The organism is Streptomyces sp. NPDC059534 (assembly GCF_042743475.1).
Lineage (GTDB): Bacteria > Actinomycetota > Actinomycetes > Streptomycetales > Streptomycetaceae > Streptomyces.
In genome coordinates, this window is record NZ_JBHWAQ010000007.1 from 77,172 (window position 1) to 96,308 (window position 19,137).

30 protein-coding genes are annotated in these 19,137 nt (G+C 67.7%); 1 reads left to right on the plus strand and 29 read right to left on the minus strand.

All coding sequences use genetic code 11. The features are described from left to right. Positions 1-6 precede the first annotated feature (6 nt). The 28 genes from rpmJ to ACFVZH_RS11170 form a co-directional block, all read right to left on the minus strand. Positions 7-120 (minus strand): 50S ribosomal protein L36, encoded by a 114-nt coding sequence (gene rpmJ, locus ACFVZH_RS11035; protein WP_003956441.1) that lies wholly within the window; start codon positions 118-120, stop codon positions 7-9. 63 nt (positions 121-183) lie between these two features. Then, positions 184-405, minus strand: a complete 222-nt coding sequence (infA, locus tag ACFVZH_RS11040; RefSeq protein WP_003956442.1) for a translation initiation factor IF-1 — start codon at positions 403-405, stop codon at positions 184-186. Between the two features lie 238 nt (positions 406-643). After that, entirely contained in the window at positions 644-1,495 is an 852-nt protein-coding gene (map, locus tag ACFVZH_RS11045) for a type I methionyl aminopeptidase (RefSeq protein ID WP_189800374.1), read from the minus strand. 95 nt (positions 1,496-1,590) lie between these two features. Further along, the gene (locus tag ACFVZH_RS11050) at positions 1,591-2,238 is read right to left on the minus strand and encodes an adenylate kinase (RefSeq protein ID WP_384895555.1); all 648 of its coding nucleotides are present in this window, start codon (positions 2,236-2,238) and stop codon (positions 1,591-1,593) included. After that, complete coding sequence (secY, locus tag ACFVZH_RS11055; RefSeq protein ID WP_376486757.1) at positions 2,238-3,557, minus strand: preprotein translocase subunit SecY; 1,320 nt, start codon at positions 3,555-3,557, stop codon at positions 2,238-2,240. The genes ACFVZH_RS11050 and secY overlap by 1 nt, the downstream gene beginning before the upstream one ends. Before the next feature lie 213 nt (positions 3,558-3,770). Continuing rightward, entirely contained in the window at positions 3,771-4,226 is a 456-nt protein-coding gene (gene rplO, locus ACFVZH_RS11060) for a 50S ribosomal protein L15 (RefSeq protein WP_384895557.1), read from the minus strand. A gap of 1 nt (position 4,227) precedes the next feature. Next, positions 4,228-4,410, minus strand: a complete 183-nt coding sequence (rpmD, locus tag ACFVZH_RS11065; protein ID WP_015035589.1) for a 50S ribosomal protein L30 — start codon at positions 4,408-4,410, stop codon at positions 4,228-4,230. Beyond that, on the minus strand, positions 4,410-5,012 hold the full coding sequence (gene rpsE / locus ACFVZH_RS11070; protein WP_254372698.1) for a 30S ribosomal protein S5: 603 nt from the start codon (positions 5,010-5,012) through the stop codon (positions 4,410-4,412). Before rpsE ends, rpmD begins: the two co-directional genes overlap by 1 nt. A gap of 45 nt (positions 5,013-5,057) precedes the next feature. Next, positions 5,058-5,441, minus strand: a complete 384-nt coding sequence (gene rplR, locus ACFVZH_RS11075) for a 50S ribosomal protein L18 (RefSeq protein ID WP_015035587.1) — start codon at positions 5,439-5,441, stop codon at positions 5,058-5,060. A 3-nt stretch (positions 5,442-5,444) separates the two neighbouring features. After that, positions 5,445-5,984, minus strand: coding sequence for a 50S ribosomal protein L6 (rplF, locus tag ACFVZH_RS11080; protein WP_384895559.1), 540 nt, complete (start codon positions 5,982-5,984; stop codon positions 5,445-5,447). A gap of 21 nt (positions 5,985-6,005) precedes the next feature. Then, positions 6,006-6,404 (minus strand): 30S ribosomal protein S8, encoded by a 399-nt coding sequence (gene rpsH / locus ACFVZH_RS11085; protein ID WP_015035585.1) that lies wholly within the window; start codon positions 6,402-6,404, stop codon positions 6,006-6,008. Between the two features lie 206 nt (positions 6,405-6,610). Further along, positions 6,611-6,796, minus strand: coding sequence for a type Z 30S ribosomal protein S14 (locus ACFVZH_RS11090; protein WP_003948630.1), 186 nt, complete (start codon positions 6,794-6,796; stop codon positions 6,611-6,613). 5 nt (positions 6,797-6,801) lie between these two features. Then, positions 6,802-7,359 carry a 50S ribosomal protein L5 gene (rplE, locus tag ACFVZH_RS11095; RefSeq protein WP_351793114.1) on the minus strand — a complete coding sequence of 186 codons (558 nt, stop codon included), beginning with the start codon at positions 7,357-7,359 and terminating at the stop codon, positions 6,802-6,804. Next, on the minus strand, positions 7,356-7,667 hold the full coding sequence (rplX, locus tag ACFVZH_RS11100) for a 50S ribosomal protein L24 (protein WP_015035583.1): 312 nt from the start codon (positions 7,665-7,667) through the stop codon (positions 7,356-7,358). Before rplX ends, rplE begins: the two co-directional genes overlap by 4 nt. Positions 7,668-7,669: 2 nt before the next feature. Further along, positions 7,670-8,038: a 50S ribosomal protein L14 gene (gene rplN, locus ACFVZH_RS11105; RefSeq protein ID WP_003956455.1), complete on the minus strand. Its 369-nt coding sequence runs from the start codon at positions 8,036-8,038 to the stop codon at positions 7,670-7,672. A 128-nt stretch (positions 8,039-8,166) separates the two neighbouring features. Further along, on the minus strand, positions 8,167-8,448 hold the full coding sequence (gene rpsQ, locus ACFVZH_RS11110) for a 30S ribosomal protein S17 (protein ID WP_030318650.1): 282 nt from the start codon (positions 8,446-8,448) through the stop codon (positions 8,167-8,169). Beyond that, a complete protein-coding gene (gene rpmC, locus ACFVZH_RS11115; RefSeq protein WP_017239580.1) occupies positions 8,448-8,672 on the minus strand; it encodes a 50S ribosomal protein L29 in 225 nt (74 codons plus the stop codon). Before rpmC ends, rpsQ begins: the two co-directional genes overlap by 1 nt. Then, a complete protein-coding gene (gene rplP, locus ACFVZH_RS11120) occupies positions 8,672-9,091 on the minus strand; it encodes a 50S ribosomal protein L16 (protein WP_015035580.1) in 420 nt (139 codons plus the stop codon). Before rplP ends, rpmC begins: the two co-directional genes overlap by 1 nt. Positions 9,092-9,096: 5 nt before the next feature. After that, a complete protein-coding gene (gene rpsC / locus ACFVZH_RS11125) occupies positions 9,097-9,945 on the minus strand; it encodes a 30S ribosomal protein S3 (protein ID WP_017239578.1) in 849 nt (282 codons plus the stop codon). Further along, positions 9,945-10,292, minus strand: a complete 348-nt coding sequence (rplV, locus tag ACFVZH_RS11130; protein ID WP_004571827.1) for a 50S ribosomal protein L22 — start codon at positions 10,290-10,292, stop codon at positions 9,945-9,947. Before rplV ends, rpsC begins: the two co-directional genes overlap by 1 nt. Before the next feature lie 42 nt (positions 10,293-10,334). Continuing rightward, positions 10,335-10,616 (minus strand): 30S ribosomal protein S19, encoded by a 282-nt coding sequence (rpsS, locus tag ACFVZH_RS11135; RefSeq protein ID WP_015035577.1) that lies wholly within the window; start codon positions 10,614-10,616, stop codon positions 10,335-10,337. 12 nt (positions 10,617-10,628) lie between these two features. Further along, the gene (gene rplB / locus ACFVZH_RS11140) at positions 10,629-11,465 is read right to left on the minus strand and encodes a 50S ribosomal protein L2 (protein WP_030318653.1); all 837 of its coding nucleotides are present in this window, start codon (positions 11,463-11,465) and stop codon (positions 10,629-10,631) included. A gap of 40 nt (positions 11,466-11,505) precedes the next feature. Then, the gene (rplW, locus tag ACFVZH_RS11145) at positions 11,506-11,829 is read right to left on the minus strand and encodes a 50S ribosomal protein L23 (protein WP_024755407.1); all 324 of its coding nucleotides are present in this window, start codon (positions 11,827-11,829) and stop codon (positions 11,506-11,508) included. Continuing rightward, entirely contained in the window at positions 11,829-12,479 is a 651-nt protein-coding gene (rplD, locus tag ACFVZH_RS11150) for a 50S ribosomal protein L4 (RefSeq protein WP_384895561.1), read from the minus strand. The genes rplW and rplD overlap by 1 nt, the downstream gene beginning before the upstream one ends. 7 nt (positions 12,480-12,486) lie before the next feature. Next, positions 12,487-13,131: a 50S ribosomal protein L3 gene (rplC, locus tag ACFVZH_RS11155; RefSeq protein ID WP_384895563.1), complete on the minus strand. Its 645-nt coding sequence runs from the start codon at positions 13,129-13,131 to the stop codon at positions 12,487-12,489. An 11-nt stretch (positions 13,132-13,142) separates the two neighbouring features. Further along, positions 13,143-13,451: a 30S ribosomal protein S10 gene (rpsJ, locus tag ACFVZH_RS11160; RefSeq protein WP_003948644.1), complete on the minus strand. Its 309-nt coding sequence runs from the start codon at positions 13,449-13,451 to the stop codon at positions 13,143-13,145. 424 nt (positions 13,452-13,875) lie between these two features. Beyond that, entirely contained in the window at positions 13,876-15,117 is a 1,242-nt protein-coding gene (locus ACFVZH_RS11165; RefSeq protein WP_384895565.1) for an RNA polymerase sigma factor, read from the minus strand. Continuing rightward, on the minus strand, positions 15,114-15,476 hold the full coding sequence (locus ACFVZH_RS11170) for a YciI family protein (protein WP_384895567.1): 363 nt from the start codon (positions 15,474-15,476) through the stop codon (positions 15,114-15,116). Before ACFVZH_RS11170 ends, ACFVZH_RS11165 begins: the two co-directional genes overlap by 4 nt. A 256-nt stretch (positions 15,477-15,732) precedes the next feature. Between ACFVZH_RS11170 and ACFVZH_RS11175 the strand changes: the two genes are divergently transcribed. Further along, on the plus strand, positions 15,733-17,778 hold the full coding sequence (locus ACFVZH_RS11175) for a PIG-L family deacetylase (protein WP_384895569.1): 2,046 nt from the start codon (positions 15,733-15,735) through the stop codon (positions 17,776-17,778). Between the two features lie 136 nt (positions 17,779-17,914). Here the strand turns inward: ACFVZH_RS11175 and tuf are convergent, their stop codons facing one another. Then, positions 17,915-19,108 carry an elongation factor Tu gene (tuf, locus tag ACFVZH_RS11180; protein ID WP_266895417.1) on the minus strand — a complete coding sequence of 398 codons (1,194 nt, stop codon included), beginning with the start codon at positions 19,106-19,108 and terminating at the stop codon, positions 17,915-17,917. Positions 19,109-19,137 lie beyond the last annotated feature (29 nt).

The window sequence follows — 19,137 nt, forward strand, 5'->3', positions numbered from 1 at the left end:
CGTGCGTCAGCCCTGGCGCTGCTTGTGGCGCAGGTTGTCGCAGATGACCATGACCCGGCCGTGACGGCGGATCACCTTGCACTTGTCGCAGATCTTCTTGACGCTCGGCTTGACCTTCATGGGATGTGAGGTTCTCCGGGTCAGTGCCACCACCCGCGCGCGAAGGCGGGGTGCGGGCAAGATCTACTTGTACCGGTAGACGATCCGGCCACGCGTCAGGTCGTACGGAGAGAGCTCCACGACGACCCGGTCGTCCGGAAGGATTCGGATGTAGTGCATCCGCATCTTGCCGGAGATGTGCGCGAGGACCTTGTGACCGTTCTGGAGTTCCACCTTGAACATGGCGTTCGGGAGGGACTCGATCACGGTGCCCTCGATTTCGATGGCACCTTGCTTCTTGGCCACGCTTCGCCTTTCGAATCGGCTACCTTGATCGACTCTCGGCGCCGCATGCGGACACACGGGTACACGAGAGCCGACGCATCAGTCTACGTCAGGCCCCAGGAAAAGACGAATCGGGAAAGTGTGCCCACCCCGAAAGATCCTTACGCAAGCAGCCACGCCGCAGAATCGCCTGCTCCGCAGGCCCCGTCCGCCGCGGCGGACGGGCTACGCCAGCGGGTCCTGCGCCCCCGGCCGACCGCTACGCCAGCGGGTCCGGCGCCGCCGTGACGCCCAGCTCCGCCAGCTTCGCCTTGCCGCCGTCGACCGCGGTCAGGACCAGGGGGCCCTCCTCCGTCAGCGCGATGGAGTGCTCCCAGTGGGAGGACCAGGTGTTGTCGGTGGTGATGACGGTCCAGTCGTCCTTGAGGACCTCGGTGTGCGGGGTGCCGAGGGAGACCATGGGCTCGATGGCGAGGCAGAGGCCGGGGACCAGCTTGGGGCCCTTGCCGCGCTTGCGCGAGACGTAGTTCAGCAGGTGCGGGTCCATGTGCATCTCGGTGCCGATGCCGTGGCCGCCGTAGTCCTCGATGATCCCGTACCGGCCGAGGCTGTGGTCGCCGACCGCGGGGCGGGGCTGACGCTTGATGTACGTCTCGATCGCCTTGGAGATGTCGACGAGGCGGTTGCCGAGCTTCATGGCCGCGATGCCGGCCCACATCGACTCCTCGGTCACCCGGGAGAGCTCGACGAGCTCGGGCGCGTGCCCGGTGCCCACGAAGGCCGTGTAGGCCGCGTCGCCGTGCCAGCCGTCCACGATCGCGCCGGCGTCGATGGAGATGATGTCGCCGTCCTTGAGGACGGTCTTGTCGTCGGGGATGCCGTGGACGACGACCTCGTTCACCGAGGTGCAGATCGTCGCGGGGAAGCCGCCGTAGCCGAGGAAGTTCGACTTCGCCCCGTGGTCGGCGATGACCTTCCGCGCGACCTCGTCCAGGTCCTTGGTCGTGGCGCCCGGCACGGCCGCCTCGCGGGTCGCCGCGTGGATGGCGGCGACGACCAGGCCCGCCTCGCGCATCTTCGCGATCTGCTCGGGGGTCTTGATCTGCACCATCTGGCCGCGGCCTTTCCATCGAGAACGGGGAACAGAACAACGATACGGCCGCGGCGCCCCTGAGGGGCACCGCGGCCGTATCGAACGAACCAGGGTTACTTCTTGAGCGCGGCCATCGCCTTCGCCGTGACCTCGTCCACCTTGCCGAGCGCCGAGATCGTCACGACCAGGTTCTGCGCCCGGTAGTAATCGATGATCGGCTCGGTCTGCGTGTGGTAGACCTCCAGGCGCTTGCGGACCGTCTCCTCGGAGTCGTCCGCACGCTGGTACAGCTCGCCGCCGCAGGCGTCGCAGACACCCTCGGCCTTCGGCGCGTTGTACTCCACGTGGAAGACGTGCGCGCTGTCGTTGCGGCAGATGCGGCGACCCGCGATCCGCTTCACGACCTCGTCCTCGGGGACCTCCAGGTCCAGCACCGCGTCGAGCTGCATGTCCTCGGCCTTCAGGACCACGTCCAGGGCCTCGGCCTGAGCCACGTTGCGGGGGAACCCGTCCAGCAGGAAGCCGTTGGCGGCGTCCGGCTGCTCCATCCGGTCCTTGGCCATCCCGATGGTCACCTCGTCGGGCACCAGGTCGCCGGCGTCCATGAACGCCTTGGCCTTGAGACCCAGCTCCGTGCCCTGAGAGATGTTGGCGCGGAACAGGTCGCCCGTGGAGATGTGCGGGATGTCCAGGTTCTTGGCAAGGAACGCAGCCTGCGTTCCCTTGCCGGCACCGGGCGGTCCGACGAGGACGATTCGCATCAGCGGAGGAACCCTTCGTAATTGCGCTGCTGGAGCTGGCTCTCGATCTGCTTCACGGTCTCCAGCCCCACACCCACGATGATGAGGATGCTCGTCCCACCGAAGGGGAAGTTGGCATTGGCGCCACCGAAGCCTGCCAACGCCATCGTCGGCACAAGAGCGATCAGACCCAAGTACAGCGAGCCCGGCCAAGTGATCCGGTTGAGCACGTAGCTCAGATACTCGGCAGTAGGTCGACCAGCCCGGATACCCGGGATGAAGCCACCATACTTCTTCATGTTGTCGGCGACTTCCTCGGGGTTGAACGAGATCGCCACGTAGAAGAAGGCGAAGAACACGATCAGGAGGAAGTACGCGGCGATGTAGTAGGGGTGGTCACCCTTGACGAAGTGGGCTTCGATCCAGGTCTTCCACCCTGCGGTGGAGTTCGAGAACTGCGCGATCAAGGCCGGGATGTACAGCAGCGACGACGCGAAGATGACAGGAATCACACCCGCCTGGTTCACCTTCAGCGGGATGTACGTGGACGTACCGCCGTAGGAGCGCCGGCCGATCATGCGCTTCGCGTACTGCACCGGGATGCGGCGCTGGGCCTGCTCGACGAAGACGACGAGCGCCACCATGACGAAGCCGATGAGGATGACGGTGCCGAACTCGATCCAGCCCTTGGCGAGCTTGCCGCTCTCCTTGATGGCCCACAGGGCACCCGGGAAGCCGGCGGCGATCGAGATGAACATCAGGATCGACATGCCGTTGCCGATGCCGCGGTCGGTGATGATCTCACCGAGCCACATGACGATGCAGGTACCGGCGGTCATCGTGATGACCATCGTGGCGATGGTGAAGATCGACGGGTCCGGGACGACCTGATCGGCCACCGAGCAGCCGCTGAAGAGCGCGCCGCTCTTGGCGGTGGCGACGAGACCGGTGCCCTGGAGGACGGCGAGGGCGACCGTCAGGTACCGGGTGTACTGCGTGATCTTGGCGGTACCGGACTGACCCTCCTTCTTCAGGGCCTCGAGGCGCGGGATCACGACGGTCAGCAGCTGCAGGATGATGCTCGCCGTGATGTACGGCATGATGCCGAGCGCGAAGATGGTGATCTGCAGCAGCGCCCCGCCACTGAACATGTTGACCAGGCCGAACAGGCTGTTGTTGCCCTCGCTGGCCTGCTTGACACACTGCTGGACGGCCTCGTAGCTGACGCCGGGGACCGGGATGTGGGCCCCGAGGCGGTACAGCACGATGATGCCGAGCGTGAAGAGCAGCTTCTTGCGCAGGTCGGGCGTCTTGAACGCCCGGGCGAACGCGGTGAGCACGGTGCCTCCTGCGACCCCCGCGCTATGCGTCAAGGGTGACGGTCTTGAGGTTCGACGATTGGGTATCGGTCATCAATTCCGTGCGGGCATACCGCACGGAGCCTAGACAGTGCACGCCACCTTACCGGCGACCGTGCCCCCCTAGGAACGACCAATCGGGGATGCCCCTTTTGAGAGGCATCCCCGATCGGATGTTCAAGCCATCGAGTCGTCTTAGACGAGCTCGGTGACGGTGCCGCCGGCAGCGGCGATCTTCTCCTTGGCGGAGCCGGAGACGGCGTCAACCGAAACCTGCAGCGCCACGGTGATCTCGCCGGTGCCGAGCACCTTGACGAGCTGGTTCTTGCGAACCGCGCCCTTGGCGACCAGGTCGGCCACCGTGACCTCTCCACCCTCGGGGTAGAGAGCGCCGAGCTTGTCCAGGTTCACGACCTGGAACTCGGTGCGGAACGGGTTCTTGAAGCCCTTGAGCTTCGGCAGACGCATGTGGAGGGGCATCTGCCCACCCTCGAAGCGCTGCGGAACCTGGTAACGGGCCTTCGTGCCCTTGGTACCACGACCGGCCGTCTTACCCTTCGACGCCTCACCGCGACCCACACGGGTCTTCGCGGTCTTGGCACCGGGGGCGGGACGGAGGTTGTGGGCCTTCAGCGGGTTGTTCTCCGCCATGTCAGTCAACCTCCTCGACCGTCACGAGGTGGCGGACGGTGTGCACCATGCCGCGGAACTCGGGGCGGTCCTCCTTGACAACCACGTCGTTGACCTTCTTGAGGCCAAGCGAGCGCAGGGTGTCGCGGTGGTTCTGCTTGCTGCCGATGTACGACTTCGTCTGCGTGACCTTGAGGCGAGCCATTAGGCACCCGCCCCAGCACGCGCACGGAGAAGAGCCGCGGGGGCGACGTCCTCGAGGGGCAGACCACGGCGAGCCGCGATCTCCTCGGGACGCTGCAGGCCCTTGAGGGCCGCCACGGTCGCGTGCACGATGTTGATCGCGTTGTCGGAGCCGAGCGACTTCGACAGGATGTCGTGAACGCCGGCGCACTCGAGCACGGCGCGCACCGGGCCACCGGCGATAACGCCGGTACCGGGGGAAGCCGGCTTGAGCAGGACGACGCCCGCGGCCTTCTCGCCCTGGATCGGGTGAGGGATGGTGCCCTGGATGCGGGGAACCTTGAAGAAGTTCTTCTTGGCTTCCTCGACACCCTTGGCGATGGCCGCGGGAACTTCCTTGGCCTTGCCGTAACCGACACCTACGGTGCCGTCACCGTCGCCCACCACGACCAGCGCGGTGAAGCTGAAGCGACGACCACCCTTGACAACCTTGGCGACGCGGTTGATCGCGACAACGCGCTCAACGTACGCGGTCTTCTCGGCGGCAGGGCCACCGTCGCGGCCCTTCCGGTCCCGCCGCTCGCCGCCACCGGCACCGCTTCCGCGGCGCTGGGGTCCAGCCATTGGATTACCTCTCTCTGTTACGTCCGTTAGTCCCGGAACCGGGGCTTAGAACTTCAGCCCGGCTTCGCGGGCGGCGTCAGCCAGAGCGGCAATGCGCCCGGCGTACCTGTTGCCACCACGGTCGAACACGACAGCCTCGACACCGGCGGCCTTGGCGCGCTCGGCGACGAGAGCGCCGACCTGCTTGGCCTGCGCGGACTTGTCACCCTCGCCGCCACGGATCGACGCGTCCAGGTTCGACGCGGACGCAAGGGTGTGACCCTTGAGGTCGTCGATGACCTGAGCGGTGATACCGCGGTTCGAACGCGTCACGACGAGGCGCGGACGCTCCGCCGTACCCGACACGTTCTTGCGGATGCGGATGTGGCGGCGCGCCTTGGCGGCACGCTTGTAAGCGTCGCCCTTGGCGATCTTCACACCGTATGCCATGGCTTACTTACCAGCCTTTCCGACCTTGCGGCGGATGACCTCGCCGGCGTACTTGACGCCCTTGGCCTTGTACGGGTCGGGCTTCCGCAGCTTGCGGATGTTCGCCGCGACCTCGCCGACCTTCTGCTTGTCGATGCCCTCGACCGAGAACTTGGTCGGGGACTCGACCTTGAACGAGATGCCCTCGGGCGCCTCGATCAGGATCGGGTGGCTGTAGCCGAGCTGGAACTCCAGGCTGGAGCCCTTCGCGGCCACGCGGTAACCGACACCGCTGATCTCGAGCGCCTTCACGTAACCCTGGGTCACACCGGTGATCATGTTGGCCACCAGCGTGCGGGACAGGCCGTGAAGGGCCTTGTTCTGACGCTCGTCGTTCGGACGGTTGACGTTCAGAACGCCATCCTCGCCCTTAACGATCTCGATCGGCGCGGCGACGGTGTGGCTCAGGGTGCCCTTGGAACCCTTCACCGTGACCGTGCGGCCCTCGATGGTGACGTCCACGCCGGCGGGAACCTGGATAGGCAGCTTGCCAATACGCGACATTAGCTATTCCTCCGTTCCCGACTACCAGACGTAGGCGAGGACTTCCCCACCTACGCCCTTCTTGCCTGCCTGCTGGCCGGTCAGGAGGCCGTGGGACGTGGAGATGATCGCCACGCCCAGGCCGCCGAGAACCTTCGGCAGGTTGGTGGACTTCGCGTAAACCCGGAGACCGGGCTTCGAGATCCGCTTGATGCCCGCGATGGAGCGCTCACGGTTCGGACCGAACTTGAGCTCGAGGACGAGGTTCTTGCCGACCTCGGCGTCCTCGACCTTCCAGCCCGTGATGAAGCCCTCCTGCTGGAGGATTTCCGCGATGTGAGACTTGATCTTGCTGTGCGGCATCGTCACGGAGTCGTGGTATGCCGAGTTCGCGTTACGCAGACGAGTCAGCATGTCCGCGATCGGATCAGTCATGGTCATGAATTGGCCTTCGGCCTCTCTCGCCGGGGTTTCCAGTGCGCCATCCCTCTCCCCACACAGGGGCGGGACGGGTGCGGCGCGGGGACCTACGGCGTAGTAAGTCGTACGGGCGTCGGACGCCCAACCCTCCTAGCCTAAGCCATGAAGGGATGGGCGACCGACAACCCAGTGCTTACCGAGAGACTCCGGTCATCCCAACTAAGGGATTACCAGGAGCTCTTGGTCACGCCCGGCAGCTCGCCACGGTGAGCCATCTCACGAAGGCACACGCGGCACAGGCCGAACTTGCGGTACACGGAGTGGGGACGACCACAACGCTGGCAGCGCGTGTAGCCACGCACGCCGAACTTGGGCTTGCGGGCAGCCTTCGCGATGAGAGCCTTCTTCGCCATCTCGCTTACGCCTCCTTGAAGGGGAAGCCGAGGTGACGCAGAAGGGCTCGGCCCTCGTCGTCGTTGGTCGCCGTGGTCACCACGGTGATGTCCATACCCCGGACACGGTCGATCTTGTCCTGGTCGATCTCGTGGAACATGACCTGCTCCGTGAGACCGAAGGTGTAGTTGCCACGCCCGTCGAACTGCTTGGGGGACAGACCACGGAAGTCGCGGATGCGCGGAAGCGCGAGCGACAGGGTGCGGTCCAGGAACTCCCACATGCGGTCGCCACGGAGGGTGACGTGCGCACCGATCGGCTGGCCCTCACGCAGCTTGAACTGCGCGATGGACTTGCGAGCCTTGGTGACGGCCGGCTTCTGACCGGTGATCGTGGTCAGGTCGCGGACGGCACCGTCCATGAGCTTCGAGTCACGGGCGGCGTCGCCGACACCCATGTTCACCACGATCTTCACGAGGCCGGGAATCTGCATGACGTTCTCGTAGGAGAACTCCTCACGCAGCTTGCCCGCGATCTCCTCGCGGTACTTCGTCTTGAGACGCGGAGTGGTGGTAGCCATCAGATGTCCTCACCCGTCCGCTTGGCAACGCGGATCTTGTTGCCCTCGTCGTCGAAGCGGTAACCGACACGCGTGACGACCTTCTTGCCGTCCTTCTCCACCACGAGCTGAACGTTGCTCACGTGGACAGGGGCCTCGGTCGTGACGATGCCACCGGCCTGCGACGGGCCGGCCTTGGTGTGCTTCTTGACCCGGTTGACACCCTCGACCAGGACGCGGTTCTCGCGGGGGAAGGCCGTGATGACCTTGCCCTGCTTGCCCTTGTCCTTACCGGTGATGACCTGAACCAGGTCGCCCTTCTTGATCTTCATGCTTACAGCACCTCCGGCGCGAGCGAGATGATCTTCATGAACTTCTTCTCGCGCAGCTCACGGCCGACCGGGCCGAAGATACGGGTGCCACGAGGGTCGCCGTCGTTCTTGAGAATGACAGCGGCGTTCTCGTCGAAGCGGATGTACGAGCCGTCCTGGCGGCGGCGCTCCTTGACGGTGCGAACGATGACCGCCTTGACGACGTCACCCTTCTTCACGTTGCCACCGGGGATCGCGTCCTTGACGGTGGCGACGATGACGTCACCGATGCCCGCGTAGCGGCGACCCGAGCCACCGAGAACACGGATGCAAAGGATCTCCTTGGCACCAGTGTTGTCGGCGACACGCAGTCGCGACTCCTGCTGGATCACGTCTATCTCCTGATTTGTCTGCCGGTTCCCGGCCGGGGCTTCCGAAGAAGCCCCGGCCGAGCCTGGCGGAACCGACCTGAGGGAAACCCCTCAGGCTGAACATTCGGATTTCCCTTGCGGGAAAATCCTTACTTGGCCTTCTCGAGGATCTCGATGACGCGCCAGTGCTTCGTCGACGACAGCTTCCGGGTCTCCATCAGGAGGACGCGGTCACCGATGCCGGCAGCGTTCTGCTCGTCGTGAGCCTTGAGCTTGTTCGTACGGCGGATGACCTTGCCGTACAGCGCGTGCTTGACGCGGTCCTCGACAGCGACGACGACGGTCTTGTCCATCTTGTCGCTGACGACCAGGCCCTCGCGGACCTTGCGAGCGTTGCGCTCGGTCTTCTCAGTCACGTTGCTCTCGCTCATCAGGCGTTCTCCACCGTCTCGATGCCCAGCTCACGCTCACGCATCAGGGTGTAGATCCGGGCGATGTCCTTACGGACGGACTTGAGCCGGCCGTGGTTCTCGAGCTGGCCCGTCGCCGCCTGGAAGCGGAGGTTGAACAGCTCTTCCTTGGCCTCGCGGAGCTTGTTGAGAAGCTCCTCGTTGCCCAGCTCGCGCAGCTCGGACGCCTTGGTACCGGCCGACATCACAGCTCACCTGCTTCGCGCTTTACGATCTTGCACTTCATCGGCAGCTTGTGGGCCGCACGGGTCAGGGCCTCGCGCGCGATCTTCTCGTTCGGGTAGGACAGTTCGAACATCACCCGACCCGGCTTGACGTTCGCGATCCACCACTCGGGAGAACCCTTACCGGAACCCATGCGGGTCTCGGCAGGCTTCTTCGTCAGGGGGCGGTCCGGGTAGATGTTGATCCAGACCTTGCCGCCACGCTTGATGTGGCGGGTCATCGCGATACGAGCAGCCTCGATCTGGCGGTTCGTCACGTACGCCGGCGTGAGGGCCTGAATGCCGTACTCGCCGAACGCAACCTGCGTACCACCCTTGCTCATACCCGAGCGCTTGGGGTGGTGCTGCTTGCGGTGCTTGACCCTACGGGGGATCAGCATTTCGGTCAGGCCTCCGTTCCGGTGCTCTCAGCCGGAGCGGCAGCGGCGGCGGGAGCGTCGGCCTTGGGGGCCTCGGCAGCCGGCGCGGACTGCTGCTGCGGCTTGCGGCCGCGGCCGCCACGCTCGCCACCGCGGCCACCACGGCCGGCCGGGCGGTCGCCAGCGCCTGCACCACGGGCCGGGCGGTTACCCGCACGGGCCGCAGCGTTCTCGGCGCGGACCTCGGCGATGTTCTTGACGTCGCCCTTGTAGATCCAGACCTTGACGCCAATACGACCGAAGGTCGTCTTGGCCTCGAAGAAGCCGTAGTCCACGTTCGCGCGGAGCGTGTGCAGCGGCACACGACCCTCGCGGTAGAACTCCGAGCGGGACATCTCGGCGCCGCCGAGACGACCGCCGCACTGGATCTTGATGCCCTTGGCGCCGGCCTTCATCGTGCCCTGCATGCTCTTACGCATGGCGCGACGGAAGGAGACGCGGGAGGAGAGCTGCTCGGCAACGGCCTGAGCAACCAGCTGAGCGTCCATCTCGGGGTTCTTGACCTCGAGGATGTTCAGCTGGACCTGCTTGCCCGTGAGCTTCTCGAGGTCGCCGCGGATGCGGTCGGCCTCGGCGCCACGGCGGCCGATGACGATGCCGGGACGCGCGGTGTGGATGTCCACCCGCACGCGGTCACGGGTGCGCTCGATCTCAACCTTCGAGATGCCGGCGCGCTCCATGCCGGACGTCATCATCCGACGGATGGCGACGTCTTCCTTGACGTAGTCCTTGTACAGCTTGTCGGCGTACCAGCGGGACTTGAAGTCCGTGGTGATGCCGAGCCGGAACCCATGCGGGTTAACCTTCTGGCCCATTACCGGGTTCCTTCCTTGCTGCTGACGACCACGGTGATGTGGCTGGTCCGCTTACGGATCCGGTAGGCACGGCCCTGAGCACGCGGACGGAACCGCTTCAGGGTCGGGCCCTCATCCACGTACGCCTCGCTGATGACCAGCGAAGAGGCGTCAGTGTGGTCGTAGTTGTGTGCAGCGTTGGCAATGGCGCTGTCCAGCACCTTGCCAACCGGCACGCTCGCGGCCTGCGGGGCGAAACGCAGGACCGCCTGAGCCTCCGTGGCGTCCATGCCACGGATAAGGTCCACCACTCGGCGGGCCTTCATGGGCGTGACGCGGATGTACCGCGCCTGGGCCCTGGCTTCCATGGTTGTCCTTCCAGTGTCTGTCATGGTCATTCCACCCCGCTACTAGCGGCGCTTCGACTTCCGGTCGTCCTTCACGTGACCCCGGAAGGTGCGCGTCGGCGAGAACTCGCCGAGCTTGTGGCCGACCATCGACTCGGTGACAAACACCGGAATGTGGGTCTTGCCGTTGTGCACCGCGATCGTGTGGCCGAGCATGGCCGGGATGATCATCGAGCGACGGGACCAGGTCTTGATGACGTTCTTGGTACCGGCTTCGTTCTGGGCGTCCACCTTCTTGACGAGGTGGCCGTCGACGAAGGGTCCCTTCTTGAGACTGCGCGGCATCTAAACCCGCTCCTAGCGCTTCTTGTTCGTCTTGCGGCGGCGGACGATGTACTTGCTCGAAGCCTTCTTCGGCGAGCGAGTACGACCCTCCTTCTGACCCCACGGGGAGACCGGGTGACGACCACCGGAGGTCTTGCCCTCACCACCACCGTGCGGGTGGTCAACCGGGTTCATCGCCACACCGCGGACGGTCGGGCGAACGCCGAGCCAGCGCTTGCGGCCGGCCTTGCCCCAGTTGATGTTCGACTGCTCGGCGTTGCCGACCTCGCCGATCGTGGCGCGGCAGCGGGCGTCGACGAGACGGATCTCACCGGACGGCATACGAAGGTGGGCCATCGTGCCCTCCTTCGCCAGCAGCTGCACGGAGGCACCAGCGGAGCGCGCGAACTTGGCGCCGCCACCGGGACGGAGCTCGATCGCGTGGATCGTGGTACCGACCGGGATGTTGCGGAGCGCCAGGTTGTTGCCGGGCTTGATGTCAGCGCCGGGGCCGTTCTCGACGCGGTCACCCTGCGTCAGACCCTTGGGGGCGATGATGTAGCGCTTCTCGCCGTCCACGTAGTGGAGCAGCGCGATGCGCGCCGTGCGGTTCGGGTCGTACTCGATGTGCGCGACCTTGGCCGGCACGCCGTCCTTGTCGTGACGACGGAAGTCGATCACGCGGTAGGCGCGCTTGTGTCCGCCACCCTGGTGGCGAACGGTGATCCGACCGGTGTTGTTACGGCCGCCCTTGCTGTGCAGGGGGCGAACCAGCGACTTCTCCGGCGTGGACCGCGTGATCTCGACGAAGTCGGCAACGGAGGAGCCACGGCGGCCCGGCGTTGTCGGCTTGTACTTGCGGATTCCCATTTCTCAGTCCTCGTCCGATTCCGGACGATCCAGACCGCCCTTAGGCGGTCGGACCGCCGAAGATGTCGATACGGTTGCCCTCGGCAAGGGTCACGATGGCGCGCTTGGTGTCCTTGCGCTTACCGAAACCGGCCTTGGTGCGCTTGCGCTTGCCCTGGCGGTTGATCGTGTTGACCCCGGTGACCTTGACCGAGAAGACCGCCTCGACGGCCTGCTTGATCTGGGTCTTGTTGGAGCCAGGCGCGACGATGAACGTGTACTTGTTCTCGTCCAGCAGGGCGTAGCTCTTCTCCGAGACGACCGGCTTGACGAGAATGTCGCGCGGGTCCGAGAAGGTCTTGCTGGTGACGACGGCCTCAGTCATCAGGCGTCGCTCCCTTCGGTCTCAGCGGTCTGGGGGCCAGACACGAAGGACTCGAGGGCGGCCTGGGTGAAGACCACGTCGTCAGAGACGATCACGTCGTACGTGTTGAGCTGGCCCGGCTCCAGGATGTGCACCTGGGGCAGGTTACGAGCGGACAGCCACGCGGCCTCGTCGGAGCGCTCGACGACCAGGAGCAGGTTCTTGCGCTCCGAGATCTTGCCGAACAGCGTCTTCGCGGCCTTGGTGGAGACGTCACCCTCGACCACGCCGGTGACGACGTGGATGCGGGAGTGGGTGGCCCGGTCCGACAGGGCACCGCGGAGGGCGGCGACCTTCATCTTCTTCGGGGTCCGCTGCGAGTAGTCACGCGGCTGGGGGCCGTGCACGACGCCACCACCGGCGAACTGCGGGGCGCGGGTCGAACCCTGACGGGCGCGGCCGGTGCCCTTCTGGCGGTAAGGCTTCTTGCCACCACCACGGACTTCGCCACGACGCTTGGTCTTGTGCGTGCCCTGACGGGCCGCGGCCAGCTGCGCGACGACGACCTGGTGGATCAGCGGGACGCTGACCTTGGCGCCGAAGATCTCCTCGGGGAGCTCGACGGTCCCGGTCTTCTCGCCTGCCGGCGAAAGGATGTCAATGGTGCTCATCGGTTCCTCAAACCCCCTTGGCCGCGGTGCGGACCAGGACGAGGCCACCGTTGGGGCCGGGGACGGCGCCCTTGATGAGCAGCAGACCCTTCTCGGCGTCAACGGCGTGGACGGTCAGGTTCTGGGTGGTCACACGCTCGTTGCCCATGCGACCAGCCATCTTCATGCCCTTGAAGACACGGCCCGGGGTGGCGCAGCCACCGATGGAACCGGGCTTGCGGTGCACGCGGTGGGCACCGTGCGACGCCTTGCCACCACGGAAGTTGTGGCGCTTCATGACGCCGGCGAAGCCCTTGCCCTTGCTCTTCGCGGTGACGTCGACCTTCACGCCGGCCTCGAAGAGGTCGGCGGTGATCTCCTGGCCGAGCGTGTACTCGGAGGCGTCAGCGGTGCGGAGCTCCACGAGGTGGCGGCGCGGGGTGACGTCGGCCTTGGCGAAGTGACCCTTGAGGGGCTTGTTCACCTTGCGCGGGTCGATCTCGCCGAAGGCGATCTGGACCGACTCGTAGCCGTCGACGTCGTTCGTACGCACCTGGGTCACGACATTGGGGCCGGCCTTGACGACGGTCACCGGGACGACCCGGTTGTTCTCGTCCCAGACCTGCGTCATGCCGAGCTTCTCGCCCAGGATGCCCTTGATGTTCTTAGCCATCTCGCGCGCCCTCAGAGCTTGATCTCGATGTCAACGCCCGCCGGGAGGTCGAGACGCATGAGCGAGTCAACCGTCTTCGGCGTGGGGTCGAGGATGTCGATGAGGCGCTTGTGCGTGCGCATCTCGAAGTGCTCGCGAGAGTCCTTGTACTTGTGCGGCGACTTGATGACGCAGTACACGTTCTTCTCAGTGGGCAGCGGCACCGGGCCCGCGACCGACGCACCAGTGCGGGTCACCGTCTCGACGATCTTCTTCGCCGAGGAGTCGATGACCTCGTGGTCGTAGGCCTTGAGCCGGATGCGGATCTTCTGTCCCGCCATGGCTACTAGTAGTCCTTTGTCTCGTAACGCTCTGGCATTCCGGTCGGTTCGCGTTTCACCTCCGACCCACGCGGTCGGGCGTGTCGCACTCCCTCTACGCAGAAATCCCTGAGGATTTCCCAACCAAGGGGGTGCGGTCACCATGACCGCGAGTCGGGGGTGGAACACCCACCGGGAGCCTGGCCTGCACCCCGCTCACGCTTCCCAGAAGATTCCCGTACGTCCGCCCCTGAAAAGAGACGACGAGTACTGTGGGACTCGCTTCCGGTCCTCCCGACGGGAGGCGCGCAGCATCGGCACTCAACCGAGCAACCCCGACAGTCTGCCATACGCGGCCTTCTCGCCGCCAATCGGGAGCGAAGACTGTACCCCACGTCACGTAGAGGCAAGCGCCGAGGCGCACCCGCGTCGCCCGGACCCCGCCTCAGCCCAGCCGCCGCGCCCGCTCCGTCAGATGCCGGCGCTCCGGCGCGCTCGTCGTCAGGCGGGCCGCCTCGCGGTACGCGGCGGCCGCCGACTCCAAGTCGCCGAGGAGTTCGAGGAGATGGGCGCGGGTGGCCGGCAGCCGGTGGTTCCGGGACAGCCGCGGGTCCGCCGCCGCCTCCTCCAGCAGGTCGAGGCCGGCCCGCGGGCCGTGGACCATCGCGACCGCGACCGCCCGGTTGAGGGTGATCATGGGGTTCGGCCCGGTGCGTTCGAGGAGCTCGTAGAGGGCGAGGATCTGGGGCCAGTCGGTGGCCTCCGCCGACTCGGCCTCGTCGTGGACGGCCGCGATCGCCGCCTGCAGCTGGTACGGGCCGACCCGGCCCCTGGGCAGGGTCCGGCTGATCAGCTCGACGCCCTCCGCGACGAGCCGGGCGTCCCAGCTCCCCCGGTCCTGCTCCGCGAGCGGGACCAGCTCGCCGTGCGCGCCCGTGCGGGCCGGGCGGCGGGCGTCGGTGAGGAGCATCAGGGCGAGCAGGCCGGCCGTCTCGGGGTCCTCGGGGACGAGCCGGTGGAGGAGCCGGGTGAGCCGGATCGCCTCGGTGGACAGCTCGGGCGCGGTGAGCGCGTCGCCGCCGCTGGCCGTGTAGCCCTCGTTGAAGACGAGGTACAGCACGTGCCGCACCTCGGCGAGACGGGCCGTGCGGTCCTCGCCCTCGGGCTGTGCCAGCGACCATCCGGCGGCCTTGATCGCCTGCTTCGCCCGGCTGATCCGCTGCGCCATGGTCGGCTCGGGCACGAGGAAGGCCGCGGCGATCTGCGCGGTGGTGAGGCCGCCGACGGCGCGCAGGGTGAGCGCGATCCGGCTGGGCGGCTTCAGGTCCGGGTGGCAGCAGAGGAAGAGCAGCGACAGGGAGTCGTCCCGGTCGGTCCCCGTGGCGTCGTCCGCGGCGGGGGCGAGGAGCGCGGAGTCCGGGGTGGCGAGCGCGACGGCGTCCTCGCGTCGGCGCCGGGCGGCCTCGCTGCGCACCAGGTCGACGTACCTCCGGGCGGCGACGGTCAGCAGCCAGCCGCGCGGGTGGCCGGGGATCCCGTCCGCGGGCCACTGCTGGGCGGCGGCGAGCAGCGCCTCCTGGACGGCGTCCTCGCAGAGGTCGAAGTCGCCGTACCGCCGGACGAGCGCGCCGAGGACCCGCGGCGCGCAGGCGCGCAGCAGGTCCTCGACCTCGGTGGGGCCGCTCACACGTCCGCCGCGGACTCGTGCAGGACCGGCCACAGTTCGACGGGGTCGACGTCCGCGAAGGGCATGTCCGCGGCGATCTCCTGGGCCCGCTCCAGGCTGTCGCAGTCCAGCAGGTAGAAGCTGGCCAGGTACTCCTTGGTCTCCAGGTACGGGCCGTCGGTGACCGCGGGGACACCGCCCTCGCGGCGGACCAGCTGGGCGGCCGCCGCGTCGGCGAGTCCGTACGCGCCGACGAGTTCGCCGCTCTCCCGGTACGTGCGGTTGAAGGCGTCCTGCCGGGCGATCGCCTCGGGCCAGGCGTCGGCGGGGAAGGAGTCCCACTTGGCCTGGTTGCCGTAGATCATCGCGACGTACTTCATCTCGGGTGTCCTCCCCGTCCCGCGCGCCCCGCCGGCGCGCTGTCACCCCTGGGTCGGAGCCGGCGGCGCGGTCTCGACATCCGGCGGCGAACCTTTTCGGAGATCTTTTCGGAGATCTTTTCGGAGATCTTTTCGGAGATCTTTTCGGAGATCTTTTCAGACGATCCTCGCGGCGAAGCGTTTCTTCGTACACAACCACGAGTGCCGGATATCCGTCTTGCAGAAGACCGATGCACCGAGGGGACGGACCGCGCACGTGACCACAGCTCCACGCCGTCGGACGGTGCTCGCCACCGCCCTCGCGGTCACCGCGGCCGCCGCCGGCTGCTCCGTGCCGGAACCGCGCCGGACCGCCCCCACCGCCGATCCGGCGCCGGGCAAGCCGATCGCGGAGGCCCGGGAACGGCGGGCGCTGCTCATGCAGTTCTCCGCGCACCCCGACGACGACCTGTACTTCATGAACCCGGACACGCAGCGGCTGCTCGACTCCGGGGTCCCGCTCGTCTCCGTGTACGTGACGGCGGGCGAGCACACCGGCCGGAACCGGATCGCGGGGATGCCCAGCGCTCCCCCGGACCGCGCCGCCTACTCCGCCGCCCGCCACCAGGGCCTGCGCCAGGCGTACGCCGCCGCGCTGGGCCTTCCGGTGTTCACGCCCTGGCGCCGGGAGGCGCTCGCGCTGCCCGGCGGGCGGCTCGCGGAGGTCGACACGCTCGCGCACGGCCCGCGCCGGGTCGAGCTGGTCTTCCTGAACCTGCCGATGCACACCACCCGCCGCTTCATGGCGATGCCCGCGCTCTGGCACGACCGGGCCCTGGAGCTGCGGACCCATCTGCCGGCCGGTTCGCCGGTGACCCGTGCGGACACGTACGACTACGACCGGATGACCGGCGTCCTCGTGGACCTCCTGCGCCGCCACCGGCCGACCGTGGTGCACACGCTGGACCCGGATCCGGACATCCAGCGCAGCGACGAGGCCACCCGGCAGCGGGACTCCGAGCAGCCGGGGTACGCGGATCACGGCGACCACACGGCGGTCGCGTCCTTCACCTGGGCCGCGCTGAGCCGCTGGGTCACCGACGCGGTCCGGGACGGCGGTCCGATACCGGCGTTCACGGCGACCGCCTTCCGCGGCTACTACAACCGGCACTGGCCCAAGAACCTCCCCCCGCAGGTCCTGAAGGAGAAGGCCGCGCGGCTCGTCCCGTACGGCGGGGACCCCTCCTGGCCCTGCGGGAACCCCTCGGGCTGCGGCGACTACGGCGTCGGCGGCGACCGGCCGCTCACCAACCGCAAGGGCTGGGTCCGCTCCACCCACCACCGGTGGCCGGGCGCCCGCCCGGTGCTCGCCGAGGAACCGGGCGGCCGCCTCGCCGCGTACGGCGTCCTCGGTCTGCGCGCGGTCCGCTGGCGGGAGTCCGGCCCGGCCGGCGGTACGACGGGAACGCGGGCGCCCGGCGGCACCCGGGGCGCGTCGGCGCCCGGCGGCGGTGGCTGGGGCGAGCCGGAGGACCTCGGCGGCGGGCCGCTCGCCCCGGCGCTGGGGTCGGCGGTGCTCGGCGACGGCCGGGTGCTGCTCTTCGGGGTGCGGTTCGCCGCGCTCGACGGCCACGGCGGGTCGAACCGGCGTGAGGTGGTGCTCCTGGAGCAGCGCTCCCCCGGCGGGCCGTTCCTCGCCTGGCGCGGGCTCGGGAACCCGGAGCGCGGGGACGACCGGGGGCGCCGGATCGGTGCGCCGGTGGCCGTCGCGGCCCCGGACGGCCGGGTCCACCTCTTCGTACGGAACGCGGCCCAGGGCGTCTCGACCCGGGTCCGGGCGGCCTGGGACGGGTCCTGGGGGCCCTGGCGGGTGCTCCCGGGGGACGCCGAGGTCCAGGACGGCCTCGCCGTCTCGCTGGACGCGGCGGGCCGGGTGCACCTGTACGCGGCGGGGCGGGAGTCCGTGCGGCACTGGGTGGACGGGGCGGAGCGGCCGGAGCGGCTGCCGCTCTCCGGGTCGACGGTGGCCTCGGCGGGGGGCGAGCTGTTCCACCGGCCGCCGGCGGCCGGCGAGCTGCGCGGCCCGGCGGGCGACGCCGGACTCGACGGGTACGGGGACGTGGTCGCCGCGCGGTCGGCGGCGCTCGGCACGGTGCTGCTCGGCACCGACGCGGCAGGCCGGGTCCAGGTGCGGGCCGGCGGCCGGCTGCGCACCCGGACGGAGGGGGCGGCCGCGGTGTCGGCGGCGCTGCACCTGGGCGCGCGCGGGGCGACCGTGGTGGGCCTCGGCGCGAACGGGCACCCCTGGAGCTGGCGGCCGTAGGAGGCGTCCTGCCGGCCCGGCCGGCAGACCGGCCGGGAACGCCGCGCCGGGAAACGCGAGAAGGCCCCGCACCTTACGGTGCGGGGCCTTCCCTTACTGCTCAGCAGCTCGTAGGAGCTACCAGGTCAGTTCAAGATCAGGCAGTGATCTTGACGACCTGGCCGGCGCCGACGGTCCGGCCACCCTCACGGATGGCGAACTTGAGGCCCTCCTCCATGGCGATGGGCTGGATCAGCTCAACGCTCATGGCGGTGTTGTCGCCCGGCATGACCATCTCGGTGCCCTCGGGGAGGGTCACGACGCCGGTCACGTCCGTGGTACGGAAGTAGAACTGCGGGCGGTAGTTGTTGAAGAACGGGGTGTGACGGCCACCCTCGTCCTTCGACAGGATGTAAGCCTGGGCCTCGAAGTTCGTGTGCGGCGTGACCGAACCCGGCTTGATGATGACCTGGCCGCGCTCGACGTCCTCGCGCTTGATGCCACGGAGGAGCAGACCGACGTTCTCACCGGCCTGGCCCTCGTCGAGCAGCTTGCGGAACATCTCGATACCGGTGACCGTGGTGGTGGTCTTCTCGGTCTTGATGCCGATGATGTCGACGGTCTCGTTGACCTTCAGGACACCGCGCTCGATACGACCGGTGACGACGGTGCCACGACCGGTGATCGTGAAGACGTCCTCGATCGGCATGAGGAACGGCTTGTCGACCTCACGCTCGGGCTGCGGGATGGACTCGTCCACGGCGTGCATGAGGCCGAGGAGCTTCTCGCCCCACTCCTTGTCGCCCTCGAGCGCCTTGAGCGCCGAGACGCGGACGACCGGAAGGTCGTCGCCCGGGAAGTCGTACTCGGAGAGGAGCTCACGGACCTCGAGCTCGACGAGCTCCAGGATCTCCTCGTCGTCCACCATGTCGGCCTTGTTCAGGGCGACGACGATGTACGGAACGCCGACCTGGCGGGCCAGGAGCACGTGCTCCTTGGTCTGCGGCATCGGGCCGTCGGTGGCGGCGACCACGAGGATGGCGCCGTCCATCTGCGCGGCACCCGTGATCATGTTCTTGATGTAGTCAGCGTGACCGGGGCAGTCGACGTGCGCGTAGTGACGCGACTCCGTCTGGTACTCGACGTGCGCGATCGAGATCGTGATACCGCGCTGGCGCTCCTCGGGAGCCTTGTCGATCTGGTCGAAGGCCGAGGCCTCGTTCAGGTCCGGGTACGCGTCGTGCAGCACCTTGGTAATGGCGGCCGTGAGGGTCGTCTTACCGTGGTCGATGTGACCGATGGTGCCGATGTTGACGTGCGGCTTAGTCCGCTCGAACTTTGCCTTCGCCACTGAATCCTCCTGCGGAGTGGTTCTGTACG

Bases quoted from the DNA above. Each gene is read 5' to 3' on its own strand.
- rpmJ (WP_003956441.1), bottom strand. From the start codon at position 120: ATGAAGGTCAAGCCGAGCGTCAAGAAGATCTGCGACAAGTGCAAGGTG.
- map (WP_189800374.1), bottom strand. From the start codon at position 1,495: ATGGTGCAGATCAAGACCCCCGAGCAGATCGCGAAGATGCGCGAGGCG.
- ACFVZH_RS11050 (WP_384895555.1), bottom strand. From the start codon at position 2,238: ATGCGAATCGTCCTCGTCGGACCGCCCGGTGCCGGCAAGGGAACGCAG.
- rplO (WP_384895557.1), bottom strand. From the start codon at position 4,226: ATGGCGGAGAACAACCCGCTGAAGGCCCACAACCTCCGTCCCGCCCCC.
- rpmD (WP_015035589.1), bottom strand. From the start codon at position 4,410: ATGGCTCGCCTCAAGGTCACGCAGACGAAGTCGTACATCGGCAGCAAG.
- rpsE (WP_254372698.1), bottom strand. From the start codon at position 5,012: ATGGCTGGACCCCAGCGCCGCGGAAGCGGTGCCGGTGGCGGCGAGCGG.
- rplR (WP_015035587.1), bottom strand. From the start codon at position 5,441: ATGGCATACGGTGTGAAGATCGCCAAGGGCGACGCTTACAAGCGTGCC.
- rplF (WP_384895559.1), bottom strand. From the start codon at position 5,984: ATGTCGCGTATTGGCAAGCTGCCTATCCAGGTTCCCGCCGGCGTGGAC.
- rpsH (WP_015035585.1), bottom strand. From the start codon at position 6,404: ATGACCATGACTGATCCGATCGCGGACATGCTGACTCGTCTGCGTAAC.
- ACFVZH_RS11090 (WP_003948630.1), bottom strand. From the start codon at position 6,796: ATGGCGAAGAAGGCTCTCATCGCGAAGGCTGCCCGCAAGCCCAAGTTC.
- rplX (WP_015035583.1), bottom strand. From the start codon at position 7,667: ATGAAGATCAAGAAGGGCGACCTGGTTCAGGTCATCACCGGTAAGGAC.
- rpsQ (WP_030318650.1), bottom strand. From the start codon at position 8,448: ATGAGCGAGAGCAACGTGACTGAGAAGACCGAGCGCAACGCTCGCAAG.
- rpmC (WP_017239580.1), bottom strand. From the start codon at position 8,672: ATGTCGGCCGGTACCAAGGCGTCCGAGCTGCGCGAGCTGGGCAACGAG.
- rplP (WP_015035580.1), bottom strand. From the start codon at position 9,091: ATGCTGATCCCCCGTAGGGTCAAGCACCGCAAGCAGCACCACCCCAAG.
- rpsC (WP_017239578.1), bottom strand. From the start codon at position 9,945: ATGGGCCAGAAGGTTAACCCGCATGGGTTCCGGCTCGGCATCACCACG.
- rplV (WP_004571827.1), bottom strand. From the start codon at position 10,292: ATGGAAGCCAGGGCCCAGGCGCGGTACATCCGCGTCACGCCCATGAAG.
- rpsS (WP_015035577.1), bottom strand. From the start codon at position 10,616: ATGCCGCGCAGTCTCAAGAAGGGACCCTTCGTCGACGGCCACCTCGTC.
- rplB (WP_030318653.1), bottom strand. From the start codon at position 11,465: ATGGGAATCCGCAAGTACAAGCCGACAACGCCGGGCCGCCGTGGCTCC.
- rplW (WP_024755407.1), bottom strand. From the start codon at position 11,829: ATGACTGAGGCCGTCGTCACCAGCAAGACCTTCTCGGACCCGCGCGAC.
- rplD (WP_384895561.1), bottom strand. From the start codon at position 12,479: ATGAGCACCATTGACATCCTTTCGCCGGCAGGCGAGAAGACCGGGACC.
- rplC (WP_384895563.1), bottom strand. From the start codon at position 13,131: ATGGCTAAGAACATCAAGGGCATCCTGGGCGAGAAGCTCGGCATGACG.
- rpsJ (WP_003948644.1), bottom strand. From the start codon at position 13,451: ATGGCGGGACAGAAGATCCGCATCCGGCTCAAGGCCTACGACCACGAG.
- ACFVZH_RS11170 (WP_384895567.1), bottom strand. From the start codon at position 15,476: ATGAAGTACGTCGCGATGATCTACGGCAACCAGGCCAAGTGGGACTCC.